The 25,667-nt window shown below is 65.0% G+C and carries 23 protein-coding genes; 14 read left to right on the top strand and 9 right to left on the bottom strand.

Features of this window, described 5'->3' with window-relative positions:
* Window positions 1-328 precede the first annotated feature (328 nt).
* The 3 genes from ACW73L_RS08845 to ACW73L_RS08835 all read left to right on the top strand — a co-directional run bounded on the left by ACW73L_RS08845 (window position 329) and on the right by ACW73L_RS08835 (window position 2,832).
* Window positions 329-1,126 (top strand): class I SAM-dependent methyltransferase, encoded by a 798-nt coding sequence (locus tag ACW73L_RS08845; RefSeq protein ID WP_498921440.1) that lies wholly within the window; start codon window positions 329-331, stop codon window positions 1,124-1,126.
* A gap of 262 nt (window positions 1,127-1,388) precedes the next feature.
* On the top strand, window positions 1,389-2,156 hold the full coding sequence (locus ACW73L_RS08840; RefSeq protein WP_498921438.1) for an SOUL family heme-binding protein: 768 nt from the start codon (window positions 1,389-1,391) through the stop codon (window positions 2,154-2,156).
* A gap of 49 nt (window positions 2,157-2,205) precedes the next feature.
* A complete protein-coding gene (locus ACW73L_RS08835) occupies window positions 2,206-2,832 on the top strand; it encodes a glutathione S-transferase family protein (protein WP_498921436.1) in 627 nt (208 codons plus the stop codon).
* Between the two features lie 43 nt (window positions 2,833-2,875).
* On the opposite strand, the gene ACW73L_RS08830 is transcribed toward ACW73L_RS08835, so the two are convergent.
* The 5 genes from ACW73L_RS08830 to ACW73L_RS08810 form a co-directional block, all read right to left on the bottom strand.
* Window positions 2,876-3,352 (bottom strand): ecotin, encoded by a 477-nt coding sequence (locus tag ACW73L_RS08830; protein WP_498921434.1) that lies wholly within the window; start codon window positions 3,350-3,352, stop codon window positions 2,876-2,878.
* A 135-nt stretch (window positions 3,353-3,487) separates the two neighbouring features.
* A complete protein-coding gene (locus ACW73L_RS08825; RefSeq protein WP_498921432.1) occupies window positions 3,488-4,738 on the bottom strand; it encodes a hypothetical protein in 1,251 nt (416 codons plus the stop codon).
* A gap of 255 nt (window positions 4,739-4,993) precedes the next feature.
* Entirely contained in the window at window positions 4,994-5,146 is a 153-nt protein-coding gene (locus ACW73L_RS08820; protein ID WP_498921430.1) for a hypothetical protein, read from the bottom strand.
* Between the two features lie 329 nt (window positions 5,147-5,475).
* Window positions 5,476-5,751, bottom strand: a complete 276-nt coding sequence (locus tag ACW73L_RS08815; RefSeq protein ID WP_498921429.1) for a hypothetical protein — start codon at window positions 5,749-5,751, stop codon at window positions 5,476-5,478.
* A 60-nt stretch (window positions 5,752-5,811) separates the two neighbouring features.
* On the bottom strand, window positions 5,812-6,057 hold the full coding sequence (locus tag ACW73L_RS08810) for a hypothetical protein (RefSeq protein WP_498921427.1): 246 nt from the start codon (window positions 6,055-6,057) through the stop codon (window positions 5,812-5,814).
* 193 nt (window positions 6,058-6,250) lie between these two features.
* On the opposite strand from ACW73L_RS08810, the gene ACW73L_RS08805 reads away from it, so the two are divergent.
* The 3 genes from ACW73L_RS08805 to ACW73L_RS08795 all read left to right on the top strand — a co-directional run bounded on the left by ACW73L_RS08805 (window position 6,251) and on the right by ACW73L_RS08795 (window position 7,815).
* On the top strand, window positions 6,251-6,439 hold the full coding sequence (locus ACW73L_RS08805; protein WP_498921425.1) for a hypothetical protein: 189 nt from the start codon (window positions 6,251-6,253) through the stop codon (window positions 6,437-6,439).
* Between the two features lie 19 nt (window positions 6,440-6,458).
* Window positions 6,459-7,085, top strand: coding sequence for a Crp/Fnr family transcriptional regulator (locus ACW73L_RS08800; protein ID WP_498921423.1), 627 nt, complete (start codon window positions 6,459-6,461; stop codon window positions 7,083-7,085).
* A 103-nt stretch (window positions 7,086-7,188) separates the two neighbouring features.
* Window positions 7,189-7,815, top strand: coding sequence for a Crp/Fnr family transcriptional regulator (locus ACW73L_RS08795; RefSeq protein WP_498921421.1), 627 nt, complete (start codon window positions 7,189-7,191; stop codon window positions 7,813-7,815).
* Window positions 7,816-7,896: 81 nt separating this feature from the next.
* Here the strand turns inward: ACW73L_RS08795 and ACW73L_RS08790 are convergent, their stop codons facing one another.
* On the bottom strand, window positions 7,897-8,775 hold the full coding sequence (locus ACW73L_RS08790; RefSeq protein WP_498921419.1) for an aldo/keto reductase family protein: 879 nt from the start codon (window positions 8,773-8,775) through the stop codon (window positions 7,897-7,899).
* Window positions 8,776-8,866: 91 nt separating this feature from the next.
* Window positions 8,867-10,066 carry an FG-GAP repeat domain-containing protein gene (locus ACW73L_RS08785; protein ID WP_498921417.1) on the bottom strand — a complete coding sequence of 400 codons (1,200 nt, stop codon included), beginning with the start codon at window positions 10,064-10,066 and terminating at the stop codon, window positions 8,867-8,869.
* 78 nt (window positions 10,067-10,144) lie between these two features.
* Here ACW73L_RS08785 and ACW73L_RS08780 point away from each other — a divergent pair, with 78 nt between their 5' ends.
* From ACW73L_RS08780 to ACW73L_RS08770, 3 genes are all read left to right on the top strand, one after another.
* Entirely contained in the window at window positions 10,145-10,300 is a 156-nt protein-coding gene (locus ACW73L_RS08780) for a hypothetical protein (protein WP_498921415.1), read from the top strand.
* A gap of 148 nt (window positions 10,301-10,448) precedes the next feature.
* A complete protein-coding gene (locus ACW73L_RS08775; protein ID WP_498921413.1) occupies window positions 10,449-10,694 on the top strand; it encodes a hypothetical protein in 246 nt (81 codons plus the stop codon).
* A 429-nt stretch (window positions 10,695-11,123) separates the two neighbouring features.
* Complete coding sequence (locus ACW73L_RS08770) at window positions 11,124-11,825, top strand: phosphoadenylyl-sulfate reductase (protein WP_498921411.1); 702 nt, start codon at window positions 11,124-11,126, stop codon at window positions 11,823-11,825.
* Between the two features lie 85 nt (window positions 11,826-11,910).
* Here ACW73L_RS08770 and ACW73L_RS08765 read toward each other — a convergent pair whose 3' ends face one another.
* Window positions 11,911-12,345, bottom strand: coding sequence for an arsenate-mycothiol transferase ArsC (locus ACW73L_RS08765; RefSeq protein WP_498921409.1), 435 nt, complete (start codon window positions 12,343-12,345; stop codon window positions 11,911-11,913).
* A 27-nt stretch (window positions 12,346-12,372) separates the two neighbouring features.
* Window positions 12,373-12,807 (bottom strand): NUDIX domain-containing protein, encoded by a 435-nt coding sequence (locus tag ACW73L_RS08760; RefSeq protein ID WP_498921568.1) that lies wholly within the window; start codon window positions 12,805-12,807, stop codon window positions 12,373-12,375.
* Between the two features lie 196 nt (window positions 12,808-13,003).
* Here ACW73L_RS08760 and gcvP point away from each other — a divergent pair, with 196 nt between their 5' ends.
* From gcvP to ACW73L_RS08735, 5 genes are all read left to right on the top strand, one after another.
* Window positions 13,004-15,907 (top strand): aminomethyl-transferring glycine dehydrogenase, encoded by a 2,904-nt coding sequence (gcvP, locus tag ACW73L_RS08755; protein ID WP_498921407.1) that lies wholly within the window; start codon window positions 13,004-13,006, stop codon window positions 15,905-15,907.
* Window positions 15,908-16,098: 191 nt separating this feature from the next.
* Window positions 16,099-18,213: a glycosyl hydrolase family 57 gene (locus tag ACW73L_RS08750; RefSeq protein WP_498921405.1), complete on the top strand. Its 2,115-nt coding sequence runs from the start codon at window positions 16,099-16,101 to the stop codon at window positions 18,211-18,213.
* Window positions 18,214-18,307: 94 nt separating this feature from the next.
* Window positions 18,308-18,562, top strand: coding sequence for a SemiSWEET transporter (locus ACW73L_RS08745; protein ID WP_498921403.1), 255 nt, complete (start codon window positions 18,308-18,310; stop codon window positions 18,560-18,562).
* A gap of 226 nt (window positions 18,563-18,788) precedes the next feature.
* Window positions 18,789-21,389 carry a bifunctional diguanylate cyclase/phosphodiesterase gene (locus ACW73L_RS08740; protein WP_498921401.1) on the top strand — a complete coding sequence of 867 codons (2,601 nt, stop codon included), beginning with the start codon at window positions 18,789-18,791 and terminating at the stop codon, window positions 21,387-21,389.
* Between the two features lie 113 nt (window positions 21,390-21,502).
* Window positions 21,503-25,621: a hypothetical protein gene (locus ACW73L_RS08735; RefSeq protein ID WP_498921399.1), complete on the top strand. Its 4,119-nt coding sequence runs from the start codon at window positions 21,503-21,505 to the stop codon at window positions 25,619-25,621.
* Window positions 25,622-25,667 lie beyond the last annotated feature (46 nt).

The raw sequence follows: 25,667 nt of genomic DNA, 5'->3' as shown, positions 1-25,667 counted from the left end.
AGCGATATCACCCAGAGATACGGGTGATATCGGTCGTATCCCGCAGCGAACAGCAGGGAATGGTGCGTGGCTTCCGGCGGGATTATCCGGAGACAATCGATACTGGAGATAAAACGTGGGCAGGCGGGAAGATTGCGGAGGGAGTGGAGCGATGGGCTGGGTGGACGTTGGTCGCTGTCGCCAGTGAGCGATGGCCTTGAGGCACCCAGGCCAGGATACTTGTATATTTCTGCGGGTACGGGCCCTGCGCAGGATCGGTTCAGTTCGGTAAGCGGGCGCCGGCCTGCGGCGGTCCGGTGGCTGAAGGCCGATATCAATGGGAGGTTCATTGACCGAAGGTTTCGTCGATCGCTTCGCGCCGGTGTCGGCCGGTTATGCCGACTGCCGTCCCACCTATCCACCGGCGCTCTCCGCCTGGCTGGCAAGCATCGCCCCGGACCGTCGATTGGCGTGGGACTGCGCGACGGGCAGCGGGCAGGCGGCGCGCGACCTCGCCGTCCATTTCGAGCGCGTGATCGCCACCGATGCCTCGGCGGCACAGATCGGACGTGCGCCGCCCACTCCGGGCATCGAATACCGGGTCGCTGCGGCGGAGTCCTCGGGGCTCGCCGCCGAGTCAGCCGATCTGATCACGGTGGCGCAGGCCCTGCATTGGTTCGCGATCGATCGCTTCTTCGCCGAGTGTGCCCGTGTTCTGAAACCCGGCGGTGTGCTGGCCGTGTGGAGCTACGGGCCGCTGCAGGTCGGTGGGGATCTGGCTGTCGACGCCCTGGTTCGGCGTTACTACTGCGAGATTGTCGGTCCTTACTGGCCGGTCGAACGGGCTTTGGTCGATGAGGGCTATGCTTCCGTGTGCCTGCCCTTCCCCGAATTGGGTGCACCGGCCTTCGCGATGCGCGTGGCGTGGCCGCTCGAAAAGCTGCTCGGCTATCTCGGCACCTGGTCGGCGGCGGCAACCTACCACGCCGCGGTCGGGACCGATCCTCTGGACCTGATTCGTGGCGACCTGTCGGCGGCCTGGGGCGGGTCCGAAGTCAGGCGCGACATCGTCTGGCCGCTGGTCGTGCGAGTAGCCCGAGAGCCGGCTGCCGGTAGTAACCATTCACCCTGCTGCCTTGTTGGGTAGTGGGAGCGGGCCGGGAGGGCGAGACCGTCTGCGGGCGGGAACCCGCAGCCGAGCCTCCAGGGACGGATTCACGGCGTGTCTCGGCCTCCGCGACCGCTCCCTCGAGGGGGCGTGAACGGTCGCCGGTAGCCCTGCGAGTGCGTGAATGGCCGGGCACCGTCGTGGGATTGTCCCGTTGACTCGGTTGGCCCCATGGCCGCGCTGCGCTGGGCGGCCGATACTGATCCTTACCGTTTTAGTCACCCTGTCTGGAGTCCCCGCCGTGGCCACCGAGCAACCGCAGTATGACGTGCTGCAGCGCGACGAAAACTTCGAATTGCGGCGCTATGCGCCGTACACCGTCGCTGAAACTGAGGTAAGCGGCGATTTCGAGGCGGTCGGTAACGAGGCTTTCCGGATTCTTGCCGGCTACATCTTCGGCAACAACGAGACCAGCGCGAAGATCGCGATGACGGCCCCGGTGAGTCAGACGCCGGCGGCCGGTTCGGGGGAGAGGATTGCCATGACCGCGCCGGTCAGCCAGAGTCCGCGAGGTAACCATTCAACCCCCCTTTGCGGGGAAGTGGGAGCAGGCCGGGAGGGCGAGACCGTCTGCGGGCGGGAACCCGCAGTCGAGCCTCCAGGGACGGATTCACGGCGTGTCTCGGCTTCCCCGCCCGCTCCCGCGAGGGGGAGGCGTGAACCGATACGTCCGCGGGTCGATGCGCCGGGCTCCTACACGTTCACCTTCACGATGCCCTCCGGCTATACGCTGGAGACCTTGCCGCGTCCGACTGACTCCCGCGTCAGGCTGCGACGGATCGACGCGCGGGTGATGGCGGCTCGCACTTTTTCCGGAACCTGGTCGGAGGCGCGCTATCGCGAGCACGAAACGGCGCTGTTGCAAGCGGTCAGGGCGGCAGGATTGGAGCCGGTGGGACTACCGGTGTTTGCCAGATACAACTCACCGTTCACGCTTTGGTTCTTGCGGCGCAACGAGGTGCTGGTGGAAGTCGCGCCGGAAGGGCTTGTCCCATCTGAAGAGCATTGACAAGCCGCCGGCTCGAACGCTCTCCAAGCAAACTGTCGGAGATACCCCAATGATGACACTGTACGGTTGTCCCCAGACCCGCTCTGCCCGCGCCGCCTGGGCCCTGGAAGAGGCTAGCGCCGAGTATGCCTATGTCGCGGTCGATTTGCTGAAGGGCGAAGGCCGATCTCCGGATTTTCGGGCCATCAATCCGGGCGGCAAGGTGCCGGCCTTGGTGGACGATGGGTTGACGTTGACCGAATCGGCCGCGATCTGTACATACATTGGGGACCGCTTCCCCGAATCCGGTCTGACGCCGCCACCCGGCACGGCCGAGCGGGCGACGTACCACCAGTGGTGCTTCTTCGTGATCGGCGAGTTGGAACAACCGCTTTGGACCATCGCGAAGCACCGCTTCGCATTGCCTGTGGACTGGCGGGTGCCGCAAATCGAGCCCACGGCCCTGAAGGAATTCGATGTGGCGCTCAGGGTGTTCGAACAGGGGCTGGGCGACAGGAGGTATCTGCTGGGCGATGGTTTCACCGCCGCGGATATCCTGGCGGCCCTCACGCTGAACTGGGCGCGCAAGGGGCAGGTTCTGCCTGATTCTCCCCGCGTGATGCGCTACCTGGAACGCACGCTGTCACGTCCGGCGCTGGAGCGGGCCCGGCAGCGCGAAGCGGCCGCGGCATCCTGATGGGCCGGAATCGACCTCAGCGCGCGTCGTTGCGGTCGGCGTCTCAACCGGGCTCCAGGGTTTTGAGCTCAGTTCCGGCGCTCCAGATCCGATAACGCACTTCGACATCGGCCGGGGTGTAGACCACCACCGGCAGGCGGCTGTTGTAGCGGATCAGATAGGGTTCGCCGCCCAGCTTGACGAAGCGCGGAACCTTGGGGGCGTTCGGGTCCATGGCGATCCGTGTGCCGGCCATGGGCCCAAGTTTGCCGAGGACGTAACGGGTATAGCCCCAGCCCTTGATGGTTTCCTCGGTGATCTTTCCCCCGAAGAAGTAGCTGTTCCGCTCGTCCAGCGGGACCGTCTTTCCGACCTGCAGTTCGACCTGGTAGGCCGATTCGTCGTCCTGCGGCGCTAGTTGCAGGACGTGGCGAACGAAGCCTTTTGCCGCTGGCGGGAAGGCTTGCAAGGGGTCTGCAGCCCAGGCTTGGGCGGTGGGGAAAAGCGACAGCAGCATTGCGGTCAGTGCGGTCTTGAGCATTTTCCTCTCCGTGAGATGTCGCGGCGCGAACGTGCCGTGCGTGGCCGGTGGGATCGAGTGGCCCGGCAGCGCCGAGCGCCGACTTTACCCCCAAACCCGGATGCGGCCAATGACCGCGACGGAAGGCTCCCGTGCTCAGGAAGGCTTCTTGTCGGCGCGCGCCCGCGGCGGATACCCGGAGTTGTGATAACTGATCTTCTGTCCGAACAGGCGCTCGTAGCGGGAGCGCGTGTCGGGACTGGCCTTTTTCTGGATCACGGTGATCCGCTTGCCATTTCGCCCGTTCTCGCCATTTTTCTGCAAGCCCATACGCAGGCCGCGCATCAGGAGCCGGGCGATCTCGAAGTCGTCGGCCGGCAGACTGTAGCCTACTATGTACCAGTCCTCAGCTTCCCGTAGCGCGGTTTCGGCTTCATCCCAAACCCGGGAGATATGGACGTTCTCATATTCCTTGTGGATCGACGGCGCAACCATGAAGAAGCCGACGTCGCACCCGCAACGGCGACACGAAAAGCCGCCCCGGTTATTGCCCGTGTGGCGAAACTCTCGGGCTTGAGACGGGTCCGCGTCCTGGGATTCCGGCGCCCCGGTCAGGCTCTGGATGACCATCGTGGCGAGATCGGTCATCCCGTCGTAGAGCGCGCGACACGACGAGCAGTACCCCCAGGCGATCGAACCGTGCAGCTTGTACAGACTGCCGAAATGCCGGCTTTCGGCCAGGTCGAAATCGGTGTAGGCCGTTGGTACCAGATGTTCGGGTTGGCATCCGTAATCGACCGGTCGCAGGCTTGCGTCGCCCTGCGCATGCTGCAACGCGAACAGCGTGTTTTCGATGTAGGTGTCGTAATTGGTCGTGATGAGCTTGAGATCGCCGGTCGTGAGGTAGTCGTAGGCGGAGCGCGGCCGACCGCCGTGCTCTTTCGACAAGTCGCTTGCGATGTAACTCAGCGTCTTGCGGTAGGGATTGTCCTTGTGCAGGACCTTCCTGACCATCTCGGCGTTTTTACGCTTTTCCTGGTAGATCAGCGAGTCGTAGATCACCGTCAGCATCGACAAGCGCACGCGCTGCAATCGTCCCCGGCCGTAACCCGGAATCAAGGGTTCGTTCTTCGCGATGCTCTGGTCGATCAGCGTCATCAGCAGCGGCAGGTGCGGGTAGTCGTCGATGCGGCGTTCGCTGGCGACATCGGGAACGTTGAAGGCCAGCCGCAGGAATTTGTCGACTTCGAGGTGATCTTCCGTCCGGTCCTGCGGAAACTCCTCGCGGGCTTTACCACAGTAGACGCAAGCCCCAACCCCCAGAACATGCGGGAGTATCTCGTCGGTCAGGGGCCCGCCGAGCGCCTTCGTGGCGCCGGCACCAAAGAGGACCGCAGCTTGGGTCATGTCGTCACCTCGTGACTGTCTCGATCCGAAGAGAACCCTGTGGGCCGCCCAGCATGATAGGCGGGCAGTGGAGCCGATGGAATGCGCGGCCGCAGAATCGCCCTCCAGGGCAGGCCGGCTGGCTGAACACGCGGGCCCAGCGGCCGGGAGTTCATGGGTCCCATGCTGTTGGCACCGGCCTTCACTGTTTGTCGGGTGAGCGCCACCGCGACGGAGGTCAATCAGCGGGCCGCGGATGGCGACCTTGAAAAGGGTCTACGGGATGGCTTTCGTCGGTTCTGGCGTCGAGCCCGGTCTGGCCATGCTCGCCGCCGGGCTCGGGATGGCGAACCCGGCCGTGCCGTGCGAAAGAATCGCGACCACGCCGAGCGCGGCTGCGAGGATGATGCGTCTGTGAAAAGGGTTCATGCGACTCGCTCCTGAAACACGGTGGCGTCGCCTGGGCGGAGAGCCAGATGCTCTCCGCCAGGGGTGACTATAGCGTGCCGGAGCCGCGGGGCGGGCGCTGTGTGTTTTAACCCTGCGCGATCGGTAATATTCACGGTAGTCCGGCCGTTTCCATTCCGCCTCTACCGGTTCGCTGGTCGCCCGAACGCTCGCGCGATCGGGTCGAAGCAAGAAACTTGCGGGAATCCCGGCGCTACCGCCGGATCAGCCAAGGGGCGGGTCGCATCCGGGCGTCCCGCCGCCCCGCGGGGACGAGCCTCACACGGGGCAACGACGGATTCGGGGGCCTATCACTCGTTGGTCGCCGCCGTGCTTTTCGCGAGCTGCTCCACCTTCGCCGCCCTCAACTCGGCCTGCAGCCGACGCAGTTCGGCCTGGAGCGCCTGCTCCATTTGCTGCTGGTGCTCTTCCACCTGGGTCAACCGGCGTTCGATTTCCTGGCGTTCCGTGGTGCTGGTTGTGGTCACCGGGGAATACCCTTTCGCTTCGGCAATGTTGGACAGGGCCAGGACCGTGCCGCCGATCATCACGACGAGGCAAGACAAGGTGGTGTTCGCGTGTTTCATGGTGTGTTCCTATTCGTTTTGTCGTGTGGGTAAGCAGTCTTCAGTGAATCGGCAGTCGAATCAGTCGTTCGAAGCAAGCTGCTGAATCGTCGCGAGCTGGGCCCGAAGCTCCGCCAGTTCCTTGCGCAACGCTTCGACCTGGAACTGTACCGCCGCGTCGGCGGATGCCGCGCTGAACTCGACGGGTACCGCGCGATCCCCTGCCGTCTGAACGGTGGATCGGCCCATGGCCGAGGCTGACGTCAGATGGGTCAGGGTGACGATAGCGAATGCGGCACCAAGAACGATACGGTGGTTGCTGTTCATGCTTTCGATCTCCAATCTAGATGATGTCTTTCTGTTCGCGCCCCGGGGGAGGACTTGCTCCACCTCGTCGGGCTTGGGGATAGATTGCCTGCAGCTGATTCCCGATGCAGTGAGGTGCTGCGCATCGATTGTGTGACTTTTCACGTTTTCGACGTGACGCCCTGCACGCCGACGGTCGGGAGTCCCATGGACCTTGCAGGCCGCCCGATCGACGGGCGCTTATGGCGAGGCCGTCTTTTCCTTTACCGGCCGGGTTGACAGCGTGTCGGTCCCCGAGCATTCTCTTAACGAAATCAGTGCTGAACGGGGTGTCTTCAGGATTGATGGCAGCGCGTCGCATTGCCGCGCGGTCGCAAGTCCGTCCGATCTGCGCGACGTCTGAAAAGGGAAATGCGAGCGCTATGGCCGAAACCAGAACCGCAGAACAGATCGCCAAGCTGCTGGCGGACTGCGGACACGTCGTCAGATACCCCAAGGGCGCCGTCATCATCACCCAGGGTGACCCCTCCGATTCGCTGTATGTGATCATTTCGGGTCGGGTCAAGGTGTATCTCAGCGATGACAGCGGGCGTGAAGTCGTGTTCGCGGAATACGGTCCCGGCGATTATGTCGGTGAGCTGGCGCTGGACAAGGGCGTGCGCAGTGCGTCCGTCGCGACGCTCGAGCCCTGCACGCTCTCGTACGTCTCGCAACAGTCCTTCAAGGCGTTCCTGGCAGACGATCCCGATGCCGCCTTCGACCTGGTGGTGCGCCTGATCGGGCGCTTACGCTGGACCACGGAGGAGATTCGGAGTCTGGCCCTGATGGATGTCTACGGGCGCGTCGCGCGCCTGTTGCTCGAAATGGCGGTCGAGCGCGATGGCAAGAAGGTCATCGAGCAGCCGCTGACGCAGCAGCAAATCGCCGAGCGGGTCGCCTGTTCGCGGGAGATGATCAGCCGGGTGTTCAAGGAGCTGACGGACGGCGGCTATATCCGCATCGAGAACCGGTGCATCCACATCGAACGGCGCCTGCCGTCGCGATTCTGATGCCTTTCCCATGGCCATCCGCCGCGGAGTGCACGCGACTGGCGCAAGCCAGGTGTCGCCCCGGCACCCACCGCTCGTCCGTTTGCGTCGTTGAGCCTGCGCAGTGACGGAAAGCAACAGTCGTGAACTGATTGCCAAGGCGCTGGCCGAATCCGGTCACACGGTTCGCTACCCGAAAGGCACCGTCATCATCACCCAGGGCGATCCGTCCGATGCGCTCTACGTGATTCTCTCCGGCCGGGTGAAGGTTTATCTGAGCGACGACAATGGCCGCGAAGTCGTGCTGGCCATCTGTGGTCCCGGCGATTACCTGGGTGAACTGGCGCTGGTCGAGGGGGTGCGCAGCGCGTCGGTGGCGACGCTTGAGCCCTGCACCATGTCGTACGTGACCCAGCAGTCCTTCAAGGAACACCTGAAGAACGATCCGGGAGCGGCTTTCGACCTCGTCGTGCGGCTGATCGGTCGCCTACGCCTGGCCACCGAGGAGCTGCGCAGCCTGGCGCTCATGGATGTCTATGGGCGTGTCGCTCGCCTGTTGCTGGAACTCGCCGTCGAACGGGATGGGCAGAAGGTCGTCGAGCAGCCGCTGACACAGCAGCAGATCGCCGAGCGTGTCGCGTGTTCGCGCGAGATGATCAGCCGGGTGTTCAAGGAACTGACGGACGGCGGCTATATCCGCGTCGAGAATCGGCGCATCTACATCGAACGCCGTCTGCCGGCACGGTTCTGACGTCAGCGGCCCGGCGCAGGCCGCGAGCTCATCCGGTCGGGCGTCGTCTCCGGGCAGGTCTCGCGCCGAGTCGAAGAGCGGTTAAGCCGAACCGCTCCGCAAGCTCGCTTGATCCAGGCACCGCGTGACCAGTTCGCACTCGCTGTCCCGGAGTGCGAACCCGAAGATTTCGAGGTCTTCCCGCATGTGGGCCGCCGTCGTGGTGCCTGTAAGAGGGATGATCCCGGACTGGGTCAGATACCGGAAGAAAATCTGAGCGGGGGTGCGCCTATAGTGGGCGGCGAGTGTCTGCAAGCTGTTGTGGGTGAGCACCTGCGGGTTCGCCGTCAGCGTCCAGAAACTCTGATACAGGATGTCGCAGCGCCGGCAGAGGGCGCGGACTTCACGGTCGTATCCGGTCGCGTCGTAGAAACGGTTCTGCACGATCGCCGGTTTGACTCGGGCGGCCTGCCAGAGCTGATCCAGCTGGTCCACTTCGTAGCAGTTGCTGATTCCGAGCTGTCGGGCGCCGCCCGCGTCGAAGATGCGTTCCATGGCCTGCCAAACCTCCATCAGTTGCCGAGCGTCCGGCAGGGGGGAATGGAGGATCAACCCATCCAGATAGTCGGTGCGCAGGTTCCGCAGCGAGCGCTCGAACGACTGGGCGACCTGTTCGGACAGGCTCGCGTGGGGATCGTACGGTATGCGTGCGGGATCCTGGCCCGGCAGCGGGGTGAATTTGGTCTGCAGATACAGCTCGGTGCGGGCGAGTCCGGCGTTCAGTGCGCGAGCCAAGCCCTCCCCGACTCCCGGCTCGTGGTAATGCTTGGGCTGGCAGGCCGTGTCGATGCCGCGAAACCCGATGCTGACGGCCTGTTCGACCAAATCCGCCGTCCGTTCGCCCTTCCAGGCGGTGCCGTACACGATCCGGGGGACCTGAACGCCGTACGCGGAGACGGAAAAATCAATTGGAACCCGCATCTTCATCTCCGCGCTCGCGCTGGCCAAGATCGAGGACGTTTTCGGCCCCGATCTCGGCACCCGTCAAGTAATCAATCCATCAGCGTGTCGGTCACGGCAAGGACGCGCGCGATCCGCAAGGCACCTGCGATCCGAGAGAATTCAGCCCGATCGAGATGTTCGCTTCCCAGTAACTGGTTGCCATGAGTTCTGGCGCCCCGTCGCAATTCAGATCCGCCGCGAAGACCGACCAGGGAGAGACGCCCACGGCGTAGTCGTCCCTGGGCTGAAATGTGCCATTCCCCTGCCCGAGGAAGACGCTGACCGTGTTCCCACTGTCGAAGTTGATTGGCGCAGGGTAGTTGTTGTTCCCGTTGCCGACCAGGATATCAGCGTTGCCGTCCAGGTTGACATCGCCCAGGAAGATCGAAACCGGCATGATGCCGGCAGCTTGCGTTGCCGGAGCGCGAAAAGTGCCATTACCGTTTCCGAGCAACACGCTGATCGAATTGTCGGTGTGGTTCGCCGTCACGAGGTCGAGTGAACCATTGTGATCCAGGTCGGCAGCGCGAACGGAGTGGACCCGCCCACCGGCAGGATATTGCACTTGGGGACGGAAGCTACCCGCTCGGTCATTCAGCAACACACTGATGCTTCGGCTGCCCATGTTACCCGTGGCGATATCGCTGTACCCGTCGTTGTTCAGGTCGGCGATGATCACCGAACGTAAGGTGTTGCCGGTCGCATACGTGGTCTCGGCCGCAAGCGTGCCATCGCCCCTTCCCAGACGCACTGCGACCAGAGACGAGTTGCCGACGATCACGACGTCCAGCTTGCCATCATGATTGACGTCGCCGACAGCGCCCTCATGCGGGTTTTGGATGACGCTCGGATAGTTGACCAATTCCCCGAAGGAGCCGCTTCCGTTGCCGAGTCGGACGCTGATGTCGCGCGAATTCTGGTTGGCGGTGACGAGGTCCAGGTGTCCATCGTGGTTGAGGTCGCCGAGTTCAGCGGTCTTGGGGCCTCGTCCGACCGGAAAATCCTGTTTGGGTTGCAGGCTGCCGTCGCCATTGCCCAGCAGGAGGCTGACGCTCGCGCTGAAGCCGTTCGCTACCACGACATCGAGATCCCCATCGCGGTCGACGTCCCCGACGCGAATGGAATGAGGACGTGTCGCGGTACCAGCGGTCGACATCGTGCCGAATAGATTCCCCGCGGCAGCCGCGCCTGCGACGCCCATCAGATTCATGCCGAGAAGTATCAGGGTTGTCGGCCTGAAAGCCACGGACTTGGCGGGTTTTGAAATCACATGTTTCTCCTTATCTCTAGCGAGGCAGATTGTGCAGGCGACCGCGACATATCGGAGGCGCATCGCGGGAAGCTCAGAATGAATCAGAGCTACCTCGACCAAAGCAAAATCGATACCACCAACACCGAATCAAAAAAACCCGAAAAAGAACAGCGCTTTGCTACGCCAGTGGGTGTTCGGCTGTCAAATAAGCTGACGGTCCAACCTAGGCCTTTCGATCGTTTGGTGCGGTGAGCCTGAGCGGCGCCGTGGTGCTGCGCTTCCCGTGCGCGAGCCACTCCACGACGTTCGTGCCGAGCGATAGACTAGTCCGAGCGGGTGGACCTGTCCCTCGACACGGCCGCACCGCGCTGCGTCATGGCATGGATCAACGGAGGCATTGATGAAGAAGGCGATATGGGTTTTTTGGGGTGCCTTGGCACTGAGTTCGGGGCTGGTCCACGCGTTCGGCGTGGAAAACATAGCGGAACAGGCCGCGCGCAGGGCCGCGACCGGCGTAGCGAAGGACGCGGTGAACTCCGTTTTCGACGACGGCAACGGCAATCATCAAAAGGGCAAGAACAAATCGAAGCACGCCAACAAATCCGCGAACTCGAAGGGTAAGCACAAGTCACACAAAAAGAACTGATCAGGCAGCGGTGCGCCAGCCCGAATCCCGGACCCGGGGCGATTGCATGAAGCTCACCGAGAGGCGGGCGAGCCGTTGAAATGGATGTCCAGGCCAGCGCGGAGGCGAGCAGGTGTCACCCGCCAGGGCACTGAAATACGCTTTGGCGCGCGTGGCCTCAAACGCGGGAACGAGCGGTTCGACACGCGGGTCCGATCGCACGGGGTTCGGACTGCTCCGGTGCCGGGGGCAGTCCGAAACCTCGGCGCAAAACCTGATGGTGCTCCTTATAGAGTCTTCAGCTATAACGAAGGGCTAAATGATTCTGTCTCGGAATTTTCCATTGCGTTATTCTGTGCGGCCCAACGGAAGAGGACGGTCCACGCTGCGGCGGACGTAGCGCTGGCCGGCTGTCCTCAATCGGAACCCACTTAGGTAATTCTGTCGAACATGGCTATCGCTCTGGAAAAACCCGGCAACTCGGCCGGCTTATCGGCCGAGGATATCCGCCTGCTGAACCGCGCTTACGCGCGGCTCGACTTCGAAGCGCGGATTCGCGAGCTCTACAATGATTTCGATCCCGACAAGGTGCTGGTGACCTCGTCATTCGCGGCGACCTCGGCTTATTTTCTGCACATCATTTCGCGCATTCGTCCCGACCAGACGATCACCTTCATCGACACCGGCTTTCATTTCCCGGAGACGCTGGCCTACAAGGCCTACCTGACGGAGCTCTTCAATTTGAAAGTCGTGGATCTGCGGGCGGAGGACTGGAAGCATGAATACACGGTGCGCGAGAAAGTGTACGAGTCGGATCCCGACTTCTGCTGCTCGATCAACAAGGTGGAGCCCCTCGAGGCGTTGAAGGAAAACTACCATGTGTGGGTGTCGAGCCTGATGCGCTGGCAGACGGAACACCGCGCGGGGCTGGACTTCCTGGAGGAACGGCGCGGCATCCTGAAGTTCAATCCGATGCTTGACGTGACCAAGGCAGAGCGAGACGCCTACATCGTCGAGCACAAGTTGCCCTTTCATCCCTTGGTCCCGAAGGGCTACCTGTCCATCGGTTGCAGCCACTGCACCCGCCCCGGGGACGAACGTAGCGGGCGCTGGGTGGGCAAACCGAAAACCGAATGCGGCCTGCACCTTTGAGCGCACGCTCCGGGCGTCCGCCTGGTCTGCAGGTCCGAGCGAAGCGCCGGCTTTCCGATCCGCGGTTGGTTGCGCCTGCCGCCTCCTAGTCCAGCCGCGCCAGCAGCACCGGGATCGCCCGTTCTATCTCGGCCAGGGCATCCTCGGGCAGGGAGCAGTCGACATCGTGTACGTGCCAGTACTCGACGCGATCGACCCATTGCGGAAACCGGCTCGCGAGCAGCGGGCGATGCTCCGCTTCCTTGAGGGCGATGATCATCCCGGCATTCAGCAGGTCGTGCTCTTGCAGCGTTAGCGGAAACCGAGCCGGATCCGGGGGCGGCAGTCCGCGCTGGGCCAGGCCGCGAAGGGTATGCGGTGAGATCGGGCCGATATTGTCGGTGCTGAGGTCTAGCGCAAGACCCCGCGATTCGGCCATCCACGCGAGGCTGCGGGCGGCTGCGAAGTGATTGAACAGCAGTTCCGCGAAACGGCTGCGAAAGTAGTTGCCGGTGCATAGAAACAGGACGCGCCGCTGCATGGGTCCGGGGCCCCTGTTCCGTCCTACTCAGCGCAGCGGCGCGGTCTGCCCGGTCTCCCGGAAGACCCGATAATCGGCCAGGATCATGGCGTGGTCGAACGCCAGGGGTTCCGGCAGAGCGTCCAGCGTGACGACGGTGATGCTCTTGGCATCGTCTGCGGCCTGAGGCCAGCCCGAGGCTTCGGAGACGTACACCGCCGATGCGGTCGACCCGCGCGGATCCCGGCCCGGCTGCGAGTAGAGGCCGAGCAGCGCGATCAGCCGGATATCCAGCGTCACTTCCTCGCGAGCTTCCCGGATGGCCGCCTGTTCGATCGACTCGCCGAGGTCCACGAATCCGCCGGGAATTGCCCAGCCGAAGGGCGGATTCAGGCGTTCGATCAGCACGATGGGGCGTCCGGGCTGGTCGATCAGTTCGATGATCGCATCCGCTGCCAGCAGCGGCGTGACGGGCTTGGCCATGGCGTTGTCCGGGTAGATGATCGTGAGGTCGATCGGGCCGGCGGGCGCTTCCCGCCCGGTGGCTTTGTCAAAGCCGTCGAGGCCCGATAAGCTGCGCGGGAGGAGGCGCCACGCGGCGTCCGCTTCGCGTGGCCGAATGATACCGCGCCGCACACCGTTTGCGTCGTGCCCGAAACCGCCATAGTTGCCGTGAGCCATGTCTGAACATCGTCCGACCCTGATCGAACTGGAGCAGCGCACCGCGTTCATCCGTCGCCATATCGGCCCGGACCCGGCCCAGATCGCGCAGATGCTGGAACTGACCGGTGCCGCATCGCTGGAGGACCTGATCGACCGGGCCGTTCCCGATGCGATTCGAGCGACGATGCCGCCGCTACCGATGGAGTCGATGAACGAGCGCGAGACGATCGGCTATCTCCGGCAGATGCGCGAGCGCAACCGGATCTTCATTTCGATGATCGGCATGGGGTACTACGGCACCATCATGCCGGCCGTCATCAAGCGCAACGTGCTGGAAAATCCGGGCTGGTACACGGCCTACACGCCATATCAGGCGGAGGTCAGCCAGGGCCGGCTCGAAGCGCTGCTGAATTTCCAGCAGATGGTCATGGACCTGACCGCCATGGAGATCGCGAATGCATCGTTGCTCGACGAGGCCACGGCGGCAGCCGAGGCCATGGCGATGGCGCGTCGGGTCGGCAAGAACCCGGGCTCGGTGTTCTTCGTGGACAGCGATTGCCACCCACAGACCCTCGCCGTGGTGAGAACCCGCGCCGAGCCGCTGGGGCTGACGATCGTGACCGGCGACCCCTACCGGGACCTCGAAGCCAGTGGCGCCTTCGGTGTACTGGTTCAGTACCCGGGATCGAGCGGTTCGATCCGCTCTCTGGAGCCGATCGCCGAGGCCGCGCACCGTCATCAGGCACTGCTCTGCGTCGCTACCGATCTGCTAGCGCTGACGTTGTTGAAGCCCCCGGGAGAAATGGGCGCCGACATCGTCGTCGGCAGCTCCCAGCGTTTCGGCGTACCGATGGGTTACGGGGGGCCGCATGCCGCGTTCTTCGCGACGCGCGATGCCTACAAGCGCTCGACGCCGGGCCGCATCATCGGCGTCTCGGTCGACAGCCATGGCCGGCCGGCGCTGCGCATGGCGCTGCAGACGCGCGAACAGCACATCCGCCGCGAGAAGGCGACCAGCAATATCTGCACGGCCGAGGCGTTGCCCGCGATCCTGGCGTCGTTCTACGCGGTCTATCACGGGCCGCAGGGCTTGCGCACGATCGCGCGCCGCGTGCAGCGGATGACGGCAATTCTGGCGGAAGGGTTGCGGCGGCTGGGTTTCGAGGTTCTCACGGAGACCTTTTTCGACACGGTCACCGTGCGGGTGCCGGGACAGGCCCGGCGCATCGCGGCCCGCGCGCGCGAGTCGCGGATCAACCTGCGGCTGGTGGATGCCAATCATCTAGGGATCTCGTTCGACGAAACCACGCAGCGCCATGAACTGACGGCGTTGTGGCGCGTGTTCGCCACGCGCTCAGACACGACGCTGGACATCGATGCGCTGGACGCGGAGGTCGAGCCGGCGCTGGCCGACGGACTGCTCCGCGCCAGCGACTTCCTGTCGCATCCGGTCTTCAACATCCATCACTCGGAAACCGAGCTGCTGCGCTACGTCCGTCGGCTCGCGGCCCGCGATATCGCGCTGGACCGCGCGATGATCCCGCTCGGGTCGTGCACGATGAAGCTGAACGCGACGACCGAGATGTTGCCGGTCACCTACCATCAGTTCGCGTCGGTGCACCCGTTCGCGCCGCTGGACCAAACCCAGGGCTATCAGCAGTTGTTCGAGGAACTCGAGGAGATGCTGTGCGCCATCACCGGCTTCGACGCGTTCTCGCTGCAGCCGAACGCCGGCTCGCAGGGCGAATATGCGGGGCTGCTGGTGATCCGCGCTTACCACCGTAGCCGCGGCGAGGCGCAGCGCGACGTCTGCCTGATCCCCGCCTCGGCGCACGGCACGAATCCGGCCAGCGCGGCGATGGCGGGTTTCAAGGTGGTGGTCGTGGCCTGCGACGAGAACGGCAACGTTTCGGTTGCCGACCTCGAGGCCAAGGCAGCCGAGCACGGCGACCGGCTGGCCGCGCTGATGATCACCTATCCTTCCACGCACGGCGTCTTCGAAGCCGCCATCGTCGACATCTGCGCGATCGTGCATCGAAACGGCGGCCAGGTTTACATGGACGGGGCGAACCTGAACGCCCTGGTCGGCATCTGCCAGCCGGCGCGGATCGGCGCGGATGTCTCGCACATCAACCTGCACAAGACCTTCTGCATTCCGCACGGTGGTGGCGGCCCGGGCATGGGGCCGATCGGCGTCCGCAGCCACCTCGCGCCGTTCCTGCCCGATCATCCGGTCGTCGAGGGCGTCAATCCGGCCGCGGCCGGCAAGGCGACCATCGGTACGGTGTCGGCTGCGCCCTGGGGCTCGGCGAGCATCCTGACGATCTCCTGGGCCTACATCGTCATGATGGGCGCGGCGGGACTCACACGGGCCACGCAGGTTGCGATCCTGAATGCGAACTACGTCGCGGCGCGTCTGGCACCGCACTACCCGATCCTCTACACGGGCAAGAACGGGCTGGTCGCGCATGAATGCATCATCGACCTCAGGCATCTGAAGGCGAGTAGTGGTATCACCGTGGACGATGTCGCGAAGCGGCTCGTCGACTACGGCTTCCATGCTCCTACGATGTCGTTCCCGGTGCCTGATACCCTGATGATCGAGCCGACCGAGAGTGAGGACCGGCGTGAACTCGACCGCTTCTGCGACGCGATGATCGCGATCCGCCGGGAAATCGCCGAGATCGAGCGGGGCGAGGCCGATCGCGAGAACAACGTCCTCAAGCACGCGCCGCACACCCAGGCGCTGCTCGTGGCCGAACGCTGGGACCGGCCGTATTCGAAGCAGCGGGCGTGTTTTCCACTTACGGACCCGCAGGTCGACAAATACTGGCCACCGGTCGGCCGCATCGACAACCTGCACGGCGACCGGAATCTGGTCTGCACCTGCCCGCCGATGGCCGCTTACACGGACGATTGAGCGGCCCGCAGAGCCAACTGGGGGAGACGCAAGCCGGGAGCAGGCGTCGACCGATGAACCGTCGGCGGCCTGACCCTATCGGGACCGTTGCCCGTAGGCGGCGCGTTCGGCGCGATCCGGTTTTGTTAAGCTAGATCCCGCCTGTCATGAAGCGGCCACCGGCACGGCCGCACACGTTCAAGGAGTCAGCAATGGGGGTTTTTACCCGGTTCGTGCAGATCGACTGCCCGGCACGGTTGGAATGCGACCGTGCCGGTGCGAGCCCGGCATTCGACATCAGCTTCAGCACCAACGGCGAGATTCCATTCCCGCAAGTCATACTCTACTGCGGCAGCGAGCCGGTCCTGGTCAAGGGGGACAACATCGCGCTGCTCGACCAGGCCGGCGGACTGTGGAACTACGTGGCCCATGTTCCCGCGGGCGTCGCGGGGCCGGGCCGGATCACGGTGCAGATCGAAGGCTGTCGCCGTGGCGATCTGACCCAGGCCGCGGGCGAAGACTGGATCAAGCAGTACCGGGATATCGAAGTCCTGACCGCGCCGGGACCGGCGCTGCCGGTCGTCCGCGCTGTTGAGGGCGTGAAGCTGTACTTCGGCATCCACAAGCACATGCACCAGCCCTACTACAACACGACGGACCGCTACTACTGGGACGGTGAAAAGGACTCGATCTTCGGTTCCCGCGGCGGCAATTACACGGATTTCGTCCCAGCCGCGGTGCGGCAGTACATCGACGGCGGCTTGCCGCATGCGGGCCTTTCGACCAGCTGGAGCGGGTCGCTGATCGAGCAGCTGGAGCGCTGCGGGGTCGAGGGCCTGTGCGGCGGGCGTTTCGCGGGCTGGAACGAGTCGTTGCGGGCGATCGCCCACGCGCGTACCCAACTCGGCCACCCGCGGGTCGCGTTCAGCGGCTTCGGCTTTTTTCATCCACTGATGCCGCTGATCCCGTCGCGCGATATCGTGCGACAGATCGAATGGCATCGGCGGATCATCCACGACGCGTTCGGCGTCGAGGCCTCGACCACGCTGTTCCCGCCCGAGACGGCGTTTCATGTCCGGATGATCCCGGCGCTGCTGGAGGCTGGCGTCACGGCGGTCATCTACGACTCGATCCATCGGTTCCGCGCCTGCCGCGACTATCCGTATGCCGGAATCGGCGAGGGTCTGCTGCCGCCGAATCGTGCCGAACAGGTCAATCCGCCCGTCCACGACTGGCTGCAGCTCAACAATATCTGGGCCGGCTCGAAGATTTCGCCGTCGCTATTGCGTCCCGAGTATGTCGGCTACGAAGACCCGGACGGTAACGTACATCGGATCGTCGCGGTGCCGGCCGAGCGCTATATCGGCAACGAGGACGCGCGCGGCGGCTTCGGTGCCCTGCAGTACCCGGACGTGCTCGGGCAGGTTTACAACCGCATCGTCGAAAGCGGCAGCTACGATCCGCAGCATCCGCCCTTTTTCCTGTTGCATTCCGACGGTGACAATCACGGCGGCGGCGCGGACAGCTACTATCACCACAACACCGGCCGCCTGGTCGAATGGCTGAAGCAGGATCCGCGCTTCGAGCTGTCGACCATCGACGACTATCTGGCACGCTTCCCGCCCGATCCCGAACGCACCGTCCATATCGAGCCCGGATCCTGGGCCGGGGCCGATAACGGCGATCCGCAGTTCATGAAGTGGTTCAGCCGTTACGATCAGCCGTATTCCCCCGACCTGAATTCGTGGGCCGTGCTGACGGCGCTCCAGAACATCGTGCATGCGCTCGAAGACGCGCTGCCGGAACATCCGCGGCTGGCCGAGGTGTCGCGGTTGCTGCTAACGGCCGAGACCAGCTGCTACTGGTACTGGACCGGGCAGCAGGTCTGGGATCAGCAGGTCACGAATGCGGCCAATCTGGGGTACTCGCTGGTTCGCGACGCCATCGATGCGTTGGTGTCGGGTGGCCGGGATCACACCGGCCCGACGGTGTTCCCGCCCTGGGTCACGCCGGAGAATCCCGGCGGACAGCGCTGGGGACAGGGGTGCCTGCTCGACGCGCCGCGCGAGGGGACCGTGCATACCTTTGTCGCGGACGTGAGCGGCCTCAAGTCGGTCAATCTGGTCTTGCGCAGCGCCGGCGTGGAGACGGTGCTTCCCATGCAGGACAGGGGCTTTTACCCGACACAGACCGATGCCGCCATCACGGCCCGCTACTTCACCGCCCCGCTCCCAGCTGGGGCGGGCGACACGCGCTACTACGTGCTGGCGGAAGACGCGCGTGGCAACCTCACGCGCGGAACCCTGGAGCGGATTTTCCTGCCTTAGGCGGCCCTTGGGCGCCGCGGCGCAAACCTTCAGCCGGGCTCCGGGTGACACCCGGAGCCCCGGTGGTATCCTCAAACTCTCGCGGAGTGTCACCTTGCAAGCGATCGACCTGCTCGGCCTGGCGGCCGGCACGCTGACCACCTGTGCGTTCATACCGCAAGTGCTTCGAACATGGCGCACACGTTCTGCCCAGGACATTTCCCTAGTCATGTTTCTGCTGTTCAGCCTCGGCGTGGCGCTATGGATCATCTACGGCGTGGTGATCCAGTCGACGCCCGTGATCGTGGCCAACGGCGTAACCTTCGTGCTTGCCCTGGCGATTCTGGTCATGAAGCTGTACTTCCGCTAGACGGACCCGCGGTGCCGCCGCGCTGAGCTTCGGATTTTCCGTTTGAGCGTAAAATGACCTTAGGAGCCAAAGGTTTTTGGGGTGCTGCGTAATCCGATGGTGCGCGGGGCGTCTGCGGTGGGTGAGGATGGATGCAAACAGGATTTGCGCACGAGGCGCTGCTTGGCATGAAGTGGAATGACCGTGAGTCGCTTTGTTCGAAGTCCCGGTCGCATAGGGTCGAGCGATGAGCCGCGGGCTTTCGGCCGAAACGGCAGACCGGGTCCGTGCCGCGACGCGCTTGATGGTACTGGCGCTTTGCTACTTTGTCGTTGCGGCGTACGGTGAGCTGCCGCAGAACATCGGCGAGTCCGTCGTCGGACTGGGCTTGCCGAGCGGGCTCGCCGTGGCGTCGCTGCTCGTGCTGGGTCCTGGGTTGTGGCCGGCTATCGCGCTGGGTGCGTTCGCGGCCCGCCTCATCGACGGGCTGATCTGGCCGGCAGCCATGCTCTCCGCCGCCGGGGCCTCACTGGGTGGCTTCCTGACAGCGCGCCTGATCGGACGTCTTTCGGGGGGGCTGGCCGGTCCGGCAGCACAACTGCGCGATCTCGGCGTTTGGTTGGCCGCGGCGGCGGCCGGCTCCGCGCTGGGTGTTTCCTTGGATTTCCTGGTGGTAGCTTTGGGGCTGGTACCGGGCGCCGAGGCGCAACCGAGGGTCTGGCTGGCCGGCTGGATGACGCAGGTCCTGGGCATCGCTACCTTCACGCCCGCGTTGTTGGCGCAGGTAAGCCCGTTCCAGTGGACCTCCTGTTCACGCACCGAGGCGCTCATCTGGTGCGCGCTGTTGCTCCTCGGCTCGGTCGAAGCCTTTGCGCACTGGCCGCTGCCGTCCCTGGCGCTTTACGGCGCCGGTTTGCTCTTCCCCCTCGTGACGATCGTCGGTTTGCGGTGCAGCCGGCGGACGGTCAGCCTCGCCCTGATGGGGGTGGTGGTGATCGGTTGGTTCTGCACCCGCTCGGGATGGGGCGATTTTGCAGCGGATCTGGCCGACACCGGACTGCTGCGGTTCTGGCTCTACTGCATGCTTCTGCTAACGTCCGGTCTGGCCGTCTCGATCCTGGCCGCAGACCGGCGGCGAGCGAAGGCGAGTCTGCTGCAGGCCGCCGGGATCGTGGAGAGTATGCAGGAAGGGTTGATGGTGACCGATGCGGACGGGCTGATCCTGTCGGTGAACCCGGCTTTCACCGAGATCACCGGTTATGTTGCCGGTGAAGTGATCGGCCGGCACCGCCGCATGCTCGACGCGGACCCGGGGGACGAGGAGGCGATCGCAACGCGCAAGGCTGCGCTTGCAACCAGCGGCCGTTGGCAGGGGGAAAGCTGGAGCCGCCGCAAGAACGGAGAGCGCTATCCGTTGTGGCAGCGCGTCAGCGCGGTTGCCGGCGGACGCGGTTCGACGGTCAATTATGTCGCGGTCTTCTCGGACATCTCGTCGCTCAAGGTCTCCCAGGAAGAACTGGAACACCTGGCCCACCACGACGTGTTGACCGAGCTGCCGAATCGGCTGCTGTTCCGGGACCGTCTCGATCATGCGATCCAGCGCGCCCAGCGCTCAAACCTCAGGCTGGCCCTCCTGTTCCTGGATCTCGATCGCTTCAAGCACGTCAACGACAGTCTCGGGCACAGCGCGGGTGACCAATTGCTGCGGGAGGTGGCGATGCGGCTCCGGTCAGCCGTGCGCCGTGACGATACGCTGGCGCGCCTCGGGGGCGATGAGTTCACCGTCCTGATGGAGGGGCTCAAGGACGGGCGGGACGCCGCGGTTCTTGCGGAGAAGCTGCTCGGGGTGTTGCGCGAGCCGTTCAGGGTTCAGCAACACGAGCTTTACGTCTCCACCAGCATCGGGATCAGCATCTATCCGCAGGATGCGCTGACGACAGAGTCGCTGCTGCGCAACGCCGACGCCGCGATGTATCGCGCCAAGGATGCCGGGCGCAATGCCTACTGGTACTACTCGGAGGAAATGACCTCCGCCGCGCTCGACCGCGTCGTCCTCGAAGCGCAGTTGCGGCAGGCCATCGAGCTCGAACAGCTGGTGCTGCATTTCCAGCCGCAGGTCGATCTCGGCGCCAGGCATATCGTCGGCGTGGAGGCGCTGGTTCGCTGGAATCACCCGACGAAAGGTTTCATCCCGCCGGCCCGCTTCATCCATATCGCGGAGGAGAGCGGTCTGATCATCCCGCTGGGCGACTGGGTGCTGCGCGCCGCCTGCCGGCAGGCCAGGGCGTGGATGGATGCCGGCATCGAGTTCGGTTGCATCGCGGTGAACGTGTCCGCGCCGCAGATTCTCCGCGGCACCTTGTACGCGAGTGTCAGCCGTGTGCTCAAGGCCACCGGCCTGCCGCCATCGCTCCTGGAGCTGGAGATCAACGAAAGTTTCGTGATGGAGCAGCCGGTGTCGACGACCGAGCAATTCGTGGCACTGCGGGAGCTTGGGGTGACTCTGGCAATCGACGACTTCGGTACCGCCTACTCGTCGCTCGCCTATCTCAGGCGTCTGCCGGTCGACAAGTTGAAGATCGACCGCAGCTTCATTCTGGACCTGCCCCACGACACCAACGATGCCGGTGTGGCGCGCGCCGTGATCGCGCTGGGTCATAGCCTGCAGTTCAAGGTCGTCGCGGAGGGCGTCGAAACCGAGCCGCAGCATGATTTCCTCAAGTCCGAAGGTTGCGATCAGGCGCAGGGCTTTCTCTACAGCCAGGCGATGGATGCCGCCGAAGTGGAAAAACTGCTGCGCGAGTGGCCTTATCGGGACGATCGCGCGCCGTTGCCGCCACACGCCTGACCGGCGGTCGACGTCAGGACCCGCGGCCGTGGGGTCGGCGCCTTGTCGGCCCGGCCGCCGGCGGTTAGAGTGCAAACCCGTCACCTTTCGCCGCCGGCAGGGAGGATTCCGCCATGGCCGCACACGTTCGTTTCGCGCTGGTCTCGCTCTGGCTGTTCTCTGCGGCGGCCTTCGCCGGGCCGCTGACGTCCGAGGCGGTACCCGAACCGCTCAAGCCCTGGATCCCCTGGGTGCTCCGCGGCCACGAAGACCGGATCTGCCCGTTCCTCTTCGACCAGTGGGACGTTCGTCGTTGCAGCTGGCCTGGGCGGCTGGCGCTGGAGTTGAATGCCCAGGGTGGGCGCTTCGAGGCGGCATTGCGTCTGTACGCGGCGGGCTGGAGCCCGCTGCCCGGGGATGTTGGCCACTGGCCCCAGAACGTCAGCGAGTCCGGAAGGCCTCTGGTCGTCACGGCTGCGGAGGGGGAGCCGCGGGTCTGGCTCGACGGCGGCACGCACCGTGTTTCGGGCAGCTTTCGCTGGGAGAGGCTGCCCGAGACGCTGACCGTGCCCCGCTCGACGGGCCTGCTGCGCGTGACCGTCGACGGACACGAACTGCCGTTCCCCGCCTTTAAGGACCAGGGTCAGCTGTGGCTGCGCACCTCGGCCGCGGTGGCCGCGCCGGAAGCCGCGGAGAATCGCGTCGAGGTGGAGGTTTTTCGCCGGATCGTCGATGAGCGCCCGCTGCAGGTCGTGACGCGGATCGTGCTGCGAGTCGCGGGCGTGCCGCGCGACGCGGTGCTGGCGGGCGCCGCGCTGCCCGGCGCCATTCCGTTGTCTCTGGACAGTCCCCTGCCGGCGCGGGTCGAGCCCGACGGACGGCTGCGTCTGCAACTGCGTCCTGGATCATGGAACCTTGACGTGACCAGCCGGTTCTCGGGAGAGACGGCCGAGTTGCGACTGCCCGAGGCGGTCGAGCCCTGGCCGCAACAGGAGGTCTGGAGCTTCGATCCGCGCAACGCCTTGCGACTCGTACAGATCGAGGGCCCGGTGGCCATCGACCCGCGGCAGACGAACGTGCCGCAGGATTGGCAGAGTCTGCCCGCGTATCGGATGGCGGCGGGCGAGGCGATGGAAATCCGGACCCTGCGCCGCGGCGATCCCGAGCCGGAGCCGGATCGGCTGCAACTGGATCGCAGCTTGTGGCTGGATTTCGACGGTGGCGGGTACACGGTGACCGACCGGATTTCAGGCTCGATGACACGCAACTGGCGGCTGGATGCCGATACGGCACTGCGGTTGGGTCGGGTCAGTCTCGATGACGAGCCACAACCCATTACTCGGCTGGCTGAGGAGGGTCCGGAGGGGGTCGAGGTGCGCCGCGGTGCGCTGCAGCTCTCGGCCGACAGCCGCTTCGACGGGCTTAGGGCGCAGCTTCCGGCGACCGGGTGGGCGCAGGATTTCCAGCGCGTGCAGGCGCGCCTGAACCTGCCGCCGGGGTGGCGACTGCTGGCCGCCACCGGCGTCGAAAACGCGCCTGATACCTGGGTTGGCCGTTGGACGCTGCTGGACCTGTTCGTGGTTCTGATCGCCGGTCTGGCCGCCGCGCGTCTATGGAATCCGCGGGCCGGTGCGCTGATGCTGGTCGGGTTGGCGTTGCTGTGGCAGGAACCCGGAGCCCCCCGGTATCTCTGGCTCAACCTGCTGGTCGCCATCGCGCTGCTTCGTCTGGTTCCGGAAGGCCGGCTCGCCGCGGGCCTGAGGATTTATCGCACCGCTTCGTTCGGGCTGCTGTTGTTACTCGCCATTCCCTTTGCCTACGATCAGGTTCGCTGGGGCTTCTACCCGCAGTTGGAGCAGCCCTGGCGGCAGCCGGACAGCGAGCCGGCCGGCAGCGAGGGTGTCGAGCGGGCTGCTGCGCCGCCCATGGAGTCCATGGAAGAGGAAGCCGCAGTGGCAGCGGCGAGCGATGAGGCGGCGCCGTCGCCCATGGCATCGCTTTCGGACTACGCCTCGCGTGCGGTCAAGCGGTCTGCGGCGCCGAGGTCGGCCCCGCCGCCGGCTCCGGCCAGTGCGCGCGATGACATCGATCCCCGCGCCATTACCCAGACCGGGCCTGGTGTGCCGCGCTGGCAGTGGAGGTCGGTGCAGCTGAGCTGGAACGGGCCAGTGGTAGCCGGTCAGAAACTCGGCCTCGTGCTGCTGTCTCCCGCGACGAATCTTGTTCTGAATCTACTACGGGTCATTCTGCTGATCGCGCTGGGCCTGCGCCTGGCTGGCCTGACGCCCCGTCCGCGGTGGGGAGCGCCGGTGCTTTTCATCCCTCTGATGTTTGGCTTCGTGCCGGGATCCCGCGCGGATTTTCCGCCGCCCGATGTACTCGAGCAGCTTTCCAGGGGACTGCTGGAAGCGCCCGATTGCCTGCCGTCCTGTGCGGACATCGCCCGACTGAGGCTCGATGTTCGCGACGATACGCTGACGCAGAGTCTGGACATCCATGCGCAACAGCGGGTCAGCGTGCCCGTGCCCGGTCAGGAGGGGCAGTGGATGCCGGAGACGGCGACCCTGGACGGGCAGCCGGTCGAGGCCATGGTGCGGGAGCCGGACGGCAGCCTGCGCGTTGCGGTGGAGCCCGGGCGGCATGAACTCACCCTCGTGGGCCGGCTACCGGCGCGGGAGCAGGTGGCGCTGACGTTGCCACTGGTGCCGCGGCTGGTGGAGGCCCGCAGCATCGGATGGACGGTCGAGGGCGTGCGCGAGGACGGTACCCCGGACTCGCAGTTGCGTCTGTTGCGCCAGCGGAGCCAGGCGGGCGGGGAGTCGCTGTTGCCCGGTCCGCTGGAACCCTTCGTCGAGGTCACGCGCCTGCTGCGGGTCGGTCTGGACTGGCGGGTGCAGACGACCGTCACGCGACGGTCGCCCAGCGATCAGTCGATCGCGCTGGAGGTTCCTCTGCTTGACGGTGAAGCCGTCACGACGGCCGGAATTCGCGTTCGGGACGGACGAGCCATCGTCAACTTGCCCCCGGGCATCGATAGTCTCGCCTGGACTTCGATCCTGGGCTCGCGCGACGAGATACGGCTGCGAGCGCCGGAGACCGGACAGTGGGTTGAGACCTGGCAGCTCGATGCGGGTCCGATGTGGCATGTCGTGACTTCCGGCATTGCCGTCGTCCACCATCGGGATGCGGGCGGCAATTGGTTGCCGGAGTGGCAGCCCTGGGCGGGGGAACAGGTGACGATCCATCTGGCGCGGCCCCTGGGAGCGCCCGGAAACACGCTGACCATCGATGACAGTCGTCTCGAGTTGCGCCCCGGACGGAGAGCGCTCGACGGCGTCCTCGCTCTGACGCTGCGCAGCGCCCAGGGCACTCAGCATCCCGTGCAACTGCCAGACGGCGCGCAGTTGTTGTCGGCTACCGTCGACGGCGCAGCGCAGCCGCTGCGGCAACAGGGTCGCGTGGTGACACTGCCGGTGCATCCCGGCAAGCAGCATATTGCCCTGAACTGGCGTGCGGAAAGCGGGCTGAAGAGCTTGCTCCGGACGCCTGTTGTGGATCTCGGTGTGCCGAGTGTCAACCACCGTATCGACGTGGAACTGGGCCAGGACCGCTGGCTGCTGTTGTTGGGTGGACCGCAATGGGGCCCGGCGGTGCTGTATTGGGGGATGGTGGCCGTGATCGCTGTGCTCGCGTTAGGTCTAGGCCGTATCTCGTGGACGCCGCTGGGATTCGCGAGCTGGTTGCTGTTGCTGATCGGCCTGAGCCAGATTCCCCTGCTTGCCGGCTTCATCGTCGTGATGTGGCTGCTGGCTTTGGGTCGCCGTGCGACCATGAGCGGGCAGATGCTCAGCGATAGACGGTTCAATGCCATCCAGGCGGGCCTCGCGGCCTTGACGCTGGCAGCGCTGCTGACTTTGGGCCTGGCCGTGCAGCAGGGTTTGCTCGGTTATCCGGAAATGCAGATTGCCGGGAATGCCTCGACGTCGACTTCGCTGCACTGGTATCAGGATCGCAGTGCGGCGACGCCGCCTCAGGCCTGGATGGTGTCGGTTCCGCTGTGGGTGTATCGAGTGGCAATGCTGGCATGGGCCTTGTGGCTGGCGGCCGCGCTGTTGCACTGGCTGCGCTGGGGCTGGGCGTGTTTCACGGCGGGCGGACTGTGGCGACGGACTGCGGAGGCGACGGCTCCCAGCCGGGGGAAGTCATCGGTTAGCGAGGATCCATGGCTTGAGGACAAGCCACCGGCGGGTTGAGACGGCGATGGCCAGGTATGCGGTCTGGGTTGGGCCTGGCCGATAT

It is taken from the genome of Methylolobus aquaticus, assembly GCF_054172105.1.
The sequence above is the reverse complement of the archived record's forward strand: the minus strand, read 5'-3'. Positions and strand labels throughout refer to the sequence as shown.

Coding starts and splice junctions, on each gene's coding strand:
- ACW73L_RS08815 (WP_498921429.1), bottom strand. CDS start 5,751: ATGAAACACGCGAACACCACCTTGTCTTGCCTCGTCGTGATGATCGGC.
- ACW73L_RS08800 (WP_498921423.1), top strand. CDS start 6,459: ATGGCCGAAACCAGAACCGCAGAACAGATCGCCAAGCTGCTGGCGGAC.
- ACW73L_RS08780 (WP_498921415.1), top strand. CDS start 10,145: ATGAATCAGAGCTACCTCGACCAAAGCAAAATCGATACCACCAACACC.
- ACW73L_RS08740 (WP_498921401.1), top strand. CDS start 18,789: ATGAGCCGCGGGCTTTCGGCCGAAACGGCAGACCGGGTCCGTGCCGCG.
- ACW73L_RS08830 (WP_498921434.1), bottom strand. CDS start 3,352: ATGCTCAAGACCGCACTGACCGCAATGCTGCTGTCGCTTTTCCCCACC.
- ACW73L_RS08750 (WP_498921405.1), top strand. CDS start 16,099: ATGGGGGTTTTTACCCGGTTCGTGCAGATCGACTGCCCGGCACGGTTG.
- ACW73L_RS08810 (WP_498921427.1), bottom strand. CDS start 6,057: ATGAACAGCAACCACCGTATCGTTCTTGGTGCCGCATTCGCTATCGTC.
- ACW73L_RS08820 (WP_498921430.1), bottom strand. CDS start 5,146: ATGAACCCTTTTCACAGACGCATCATCCTCGCAGCCGCGCTCGGCGTG.
- ACW73L_RS08760 (WP_498921568.1), bottom strand. CDS start 12,807: ATGGCCAAGCCCGTCACGCCGCTGCTGGCAGCGGATGCGATCATCGAA.
- ACW73L_RS08770 (WP_498921411.1), top strand. CDS start 11,124: ATGGCTATCGCTCTGGAAAAACCCGGCAACTCGGCCGGCTTATCGGCC.
- ACW73L_RS08825 (WP_498921432.1), bottom strand. CDS start 4,738: ATGACCCAAGCTGCGGTCCTCTTTGGTGCCGGCGCCACGAAGGCGCTC.
- ACW73L_RS08765 (WP_498921409.1), bottom strand. CDS start 12,345: ATGCAGCGGCGCGTCCTGTTTCTATGCACCGGCAACTACTTTCGCAGC.
- ACW73L_RS08835 (WP_498921436.1), top strand. CDS start 2,206: ATGATGACACTGTACGGTTGTCCCCAGACCCGCTCTGCCCGCGCCGCC.
- ACW73L_RS08790 (WP_498921419.1), bottom strand. CDS start 8,775: ATGCGGGTTCCAATTGATTTTTCCGTCTCCGCGTACGGCGTTCAGGTC.
- gcvP (WP_498921407.1), top strand. CDS start 13,004: ATGTCTGAACATCGTCCGACCCTGATCGAACTGGAGCAGCGCACCGCG.
- ACW73L_RS08735 (WP_498921399.1), top strand. CDS start 21,503: ATGGCCGCACACGTTCGTTTCGCGCTGGTCTCGCTCTGGCTGTTCTCT.
- ACW73L_RS08775 (WP_498921413.1), top strand. CDS start 10,449: ATGAAGAAGGCGATATGGGTTTTTTGGGGTGCCTTGGCACTGAGTTCG.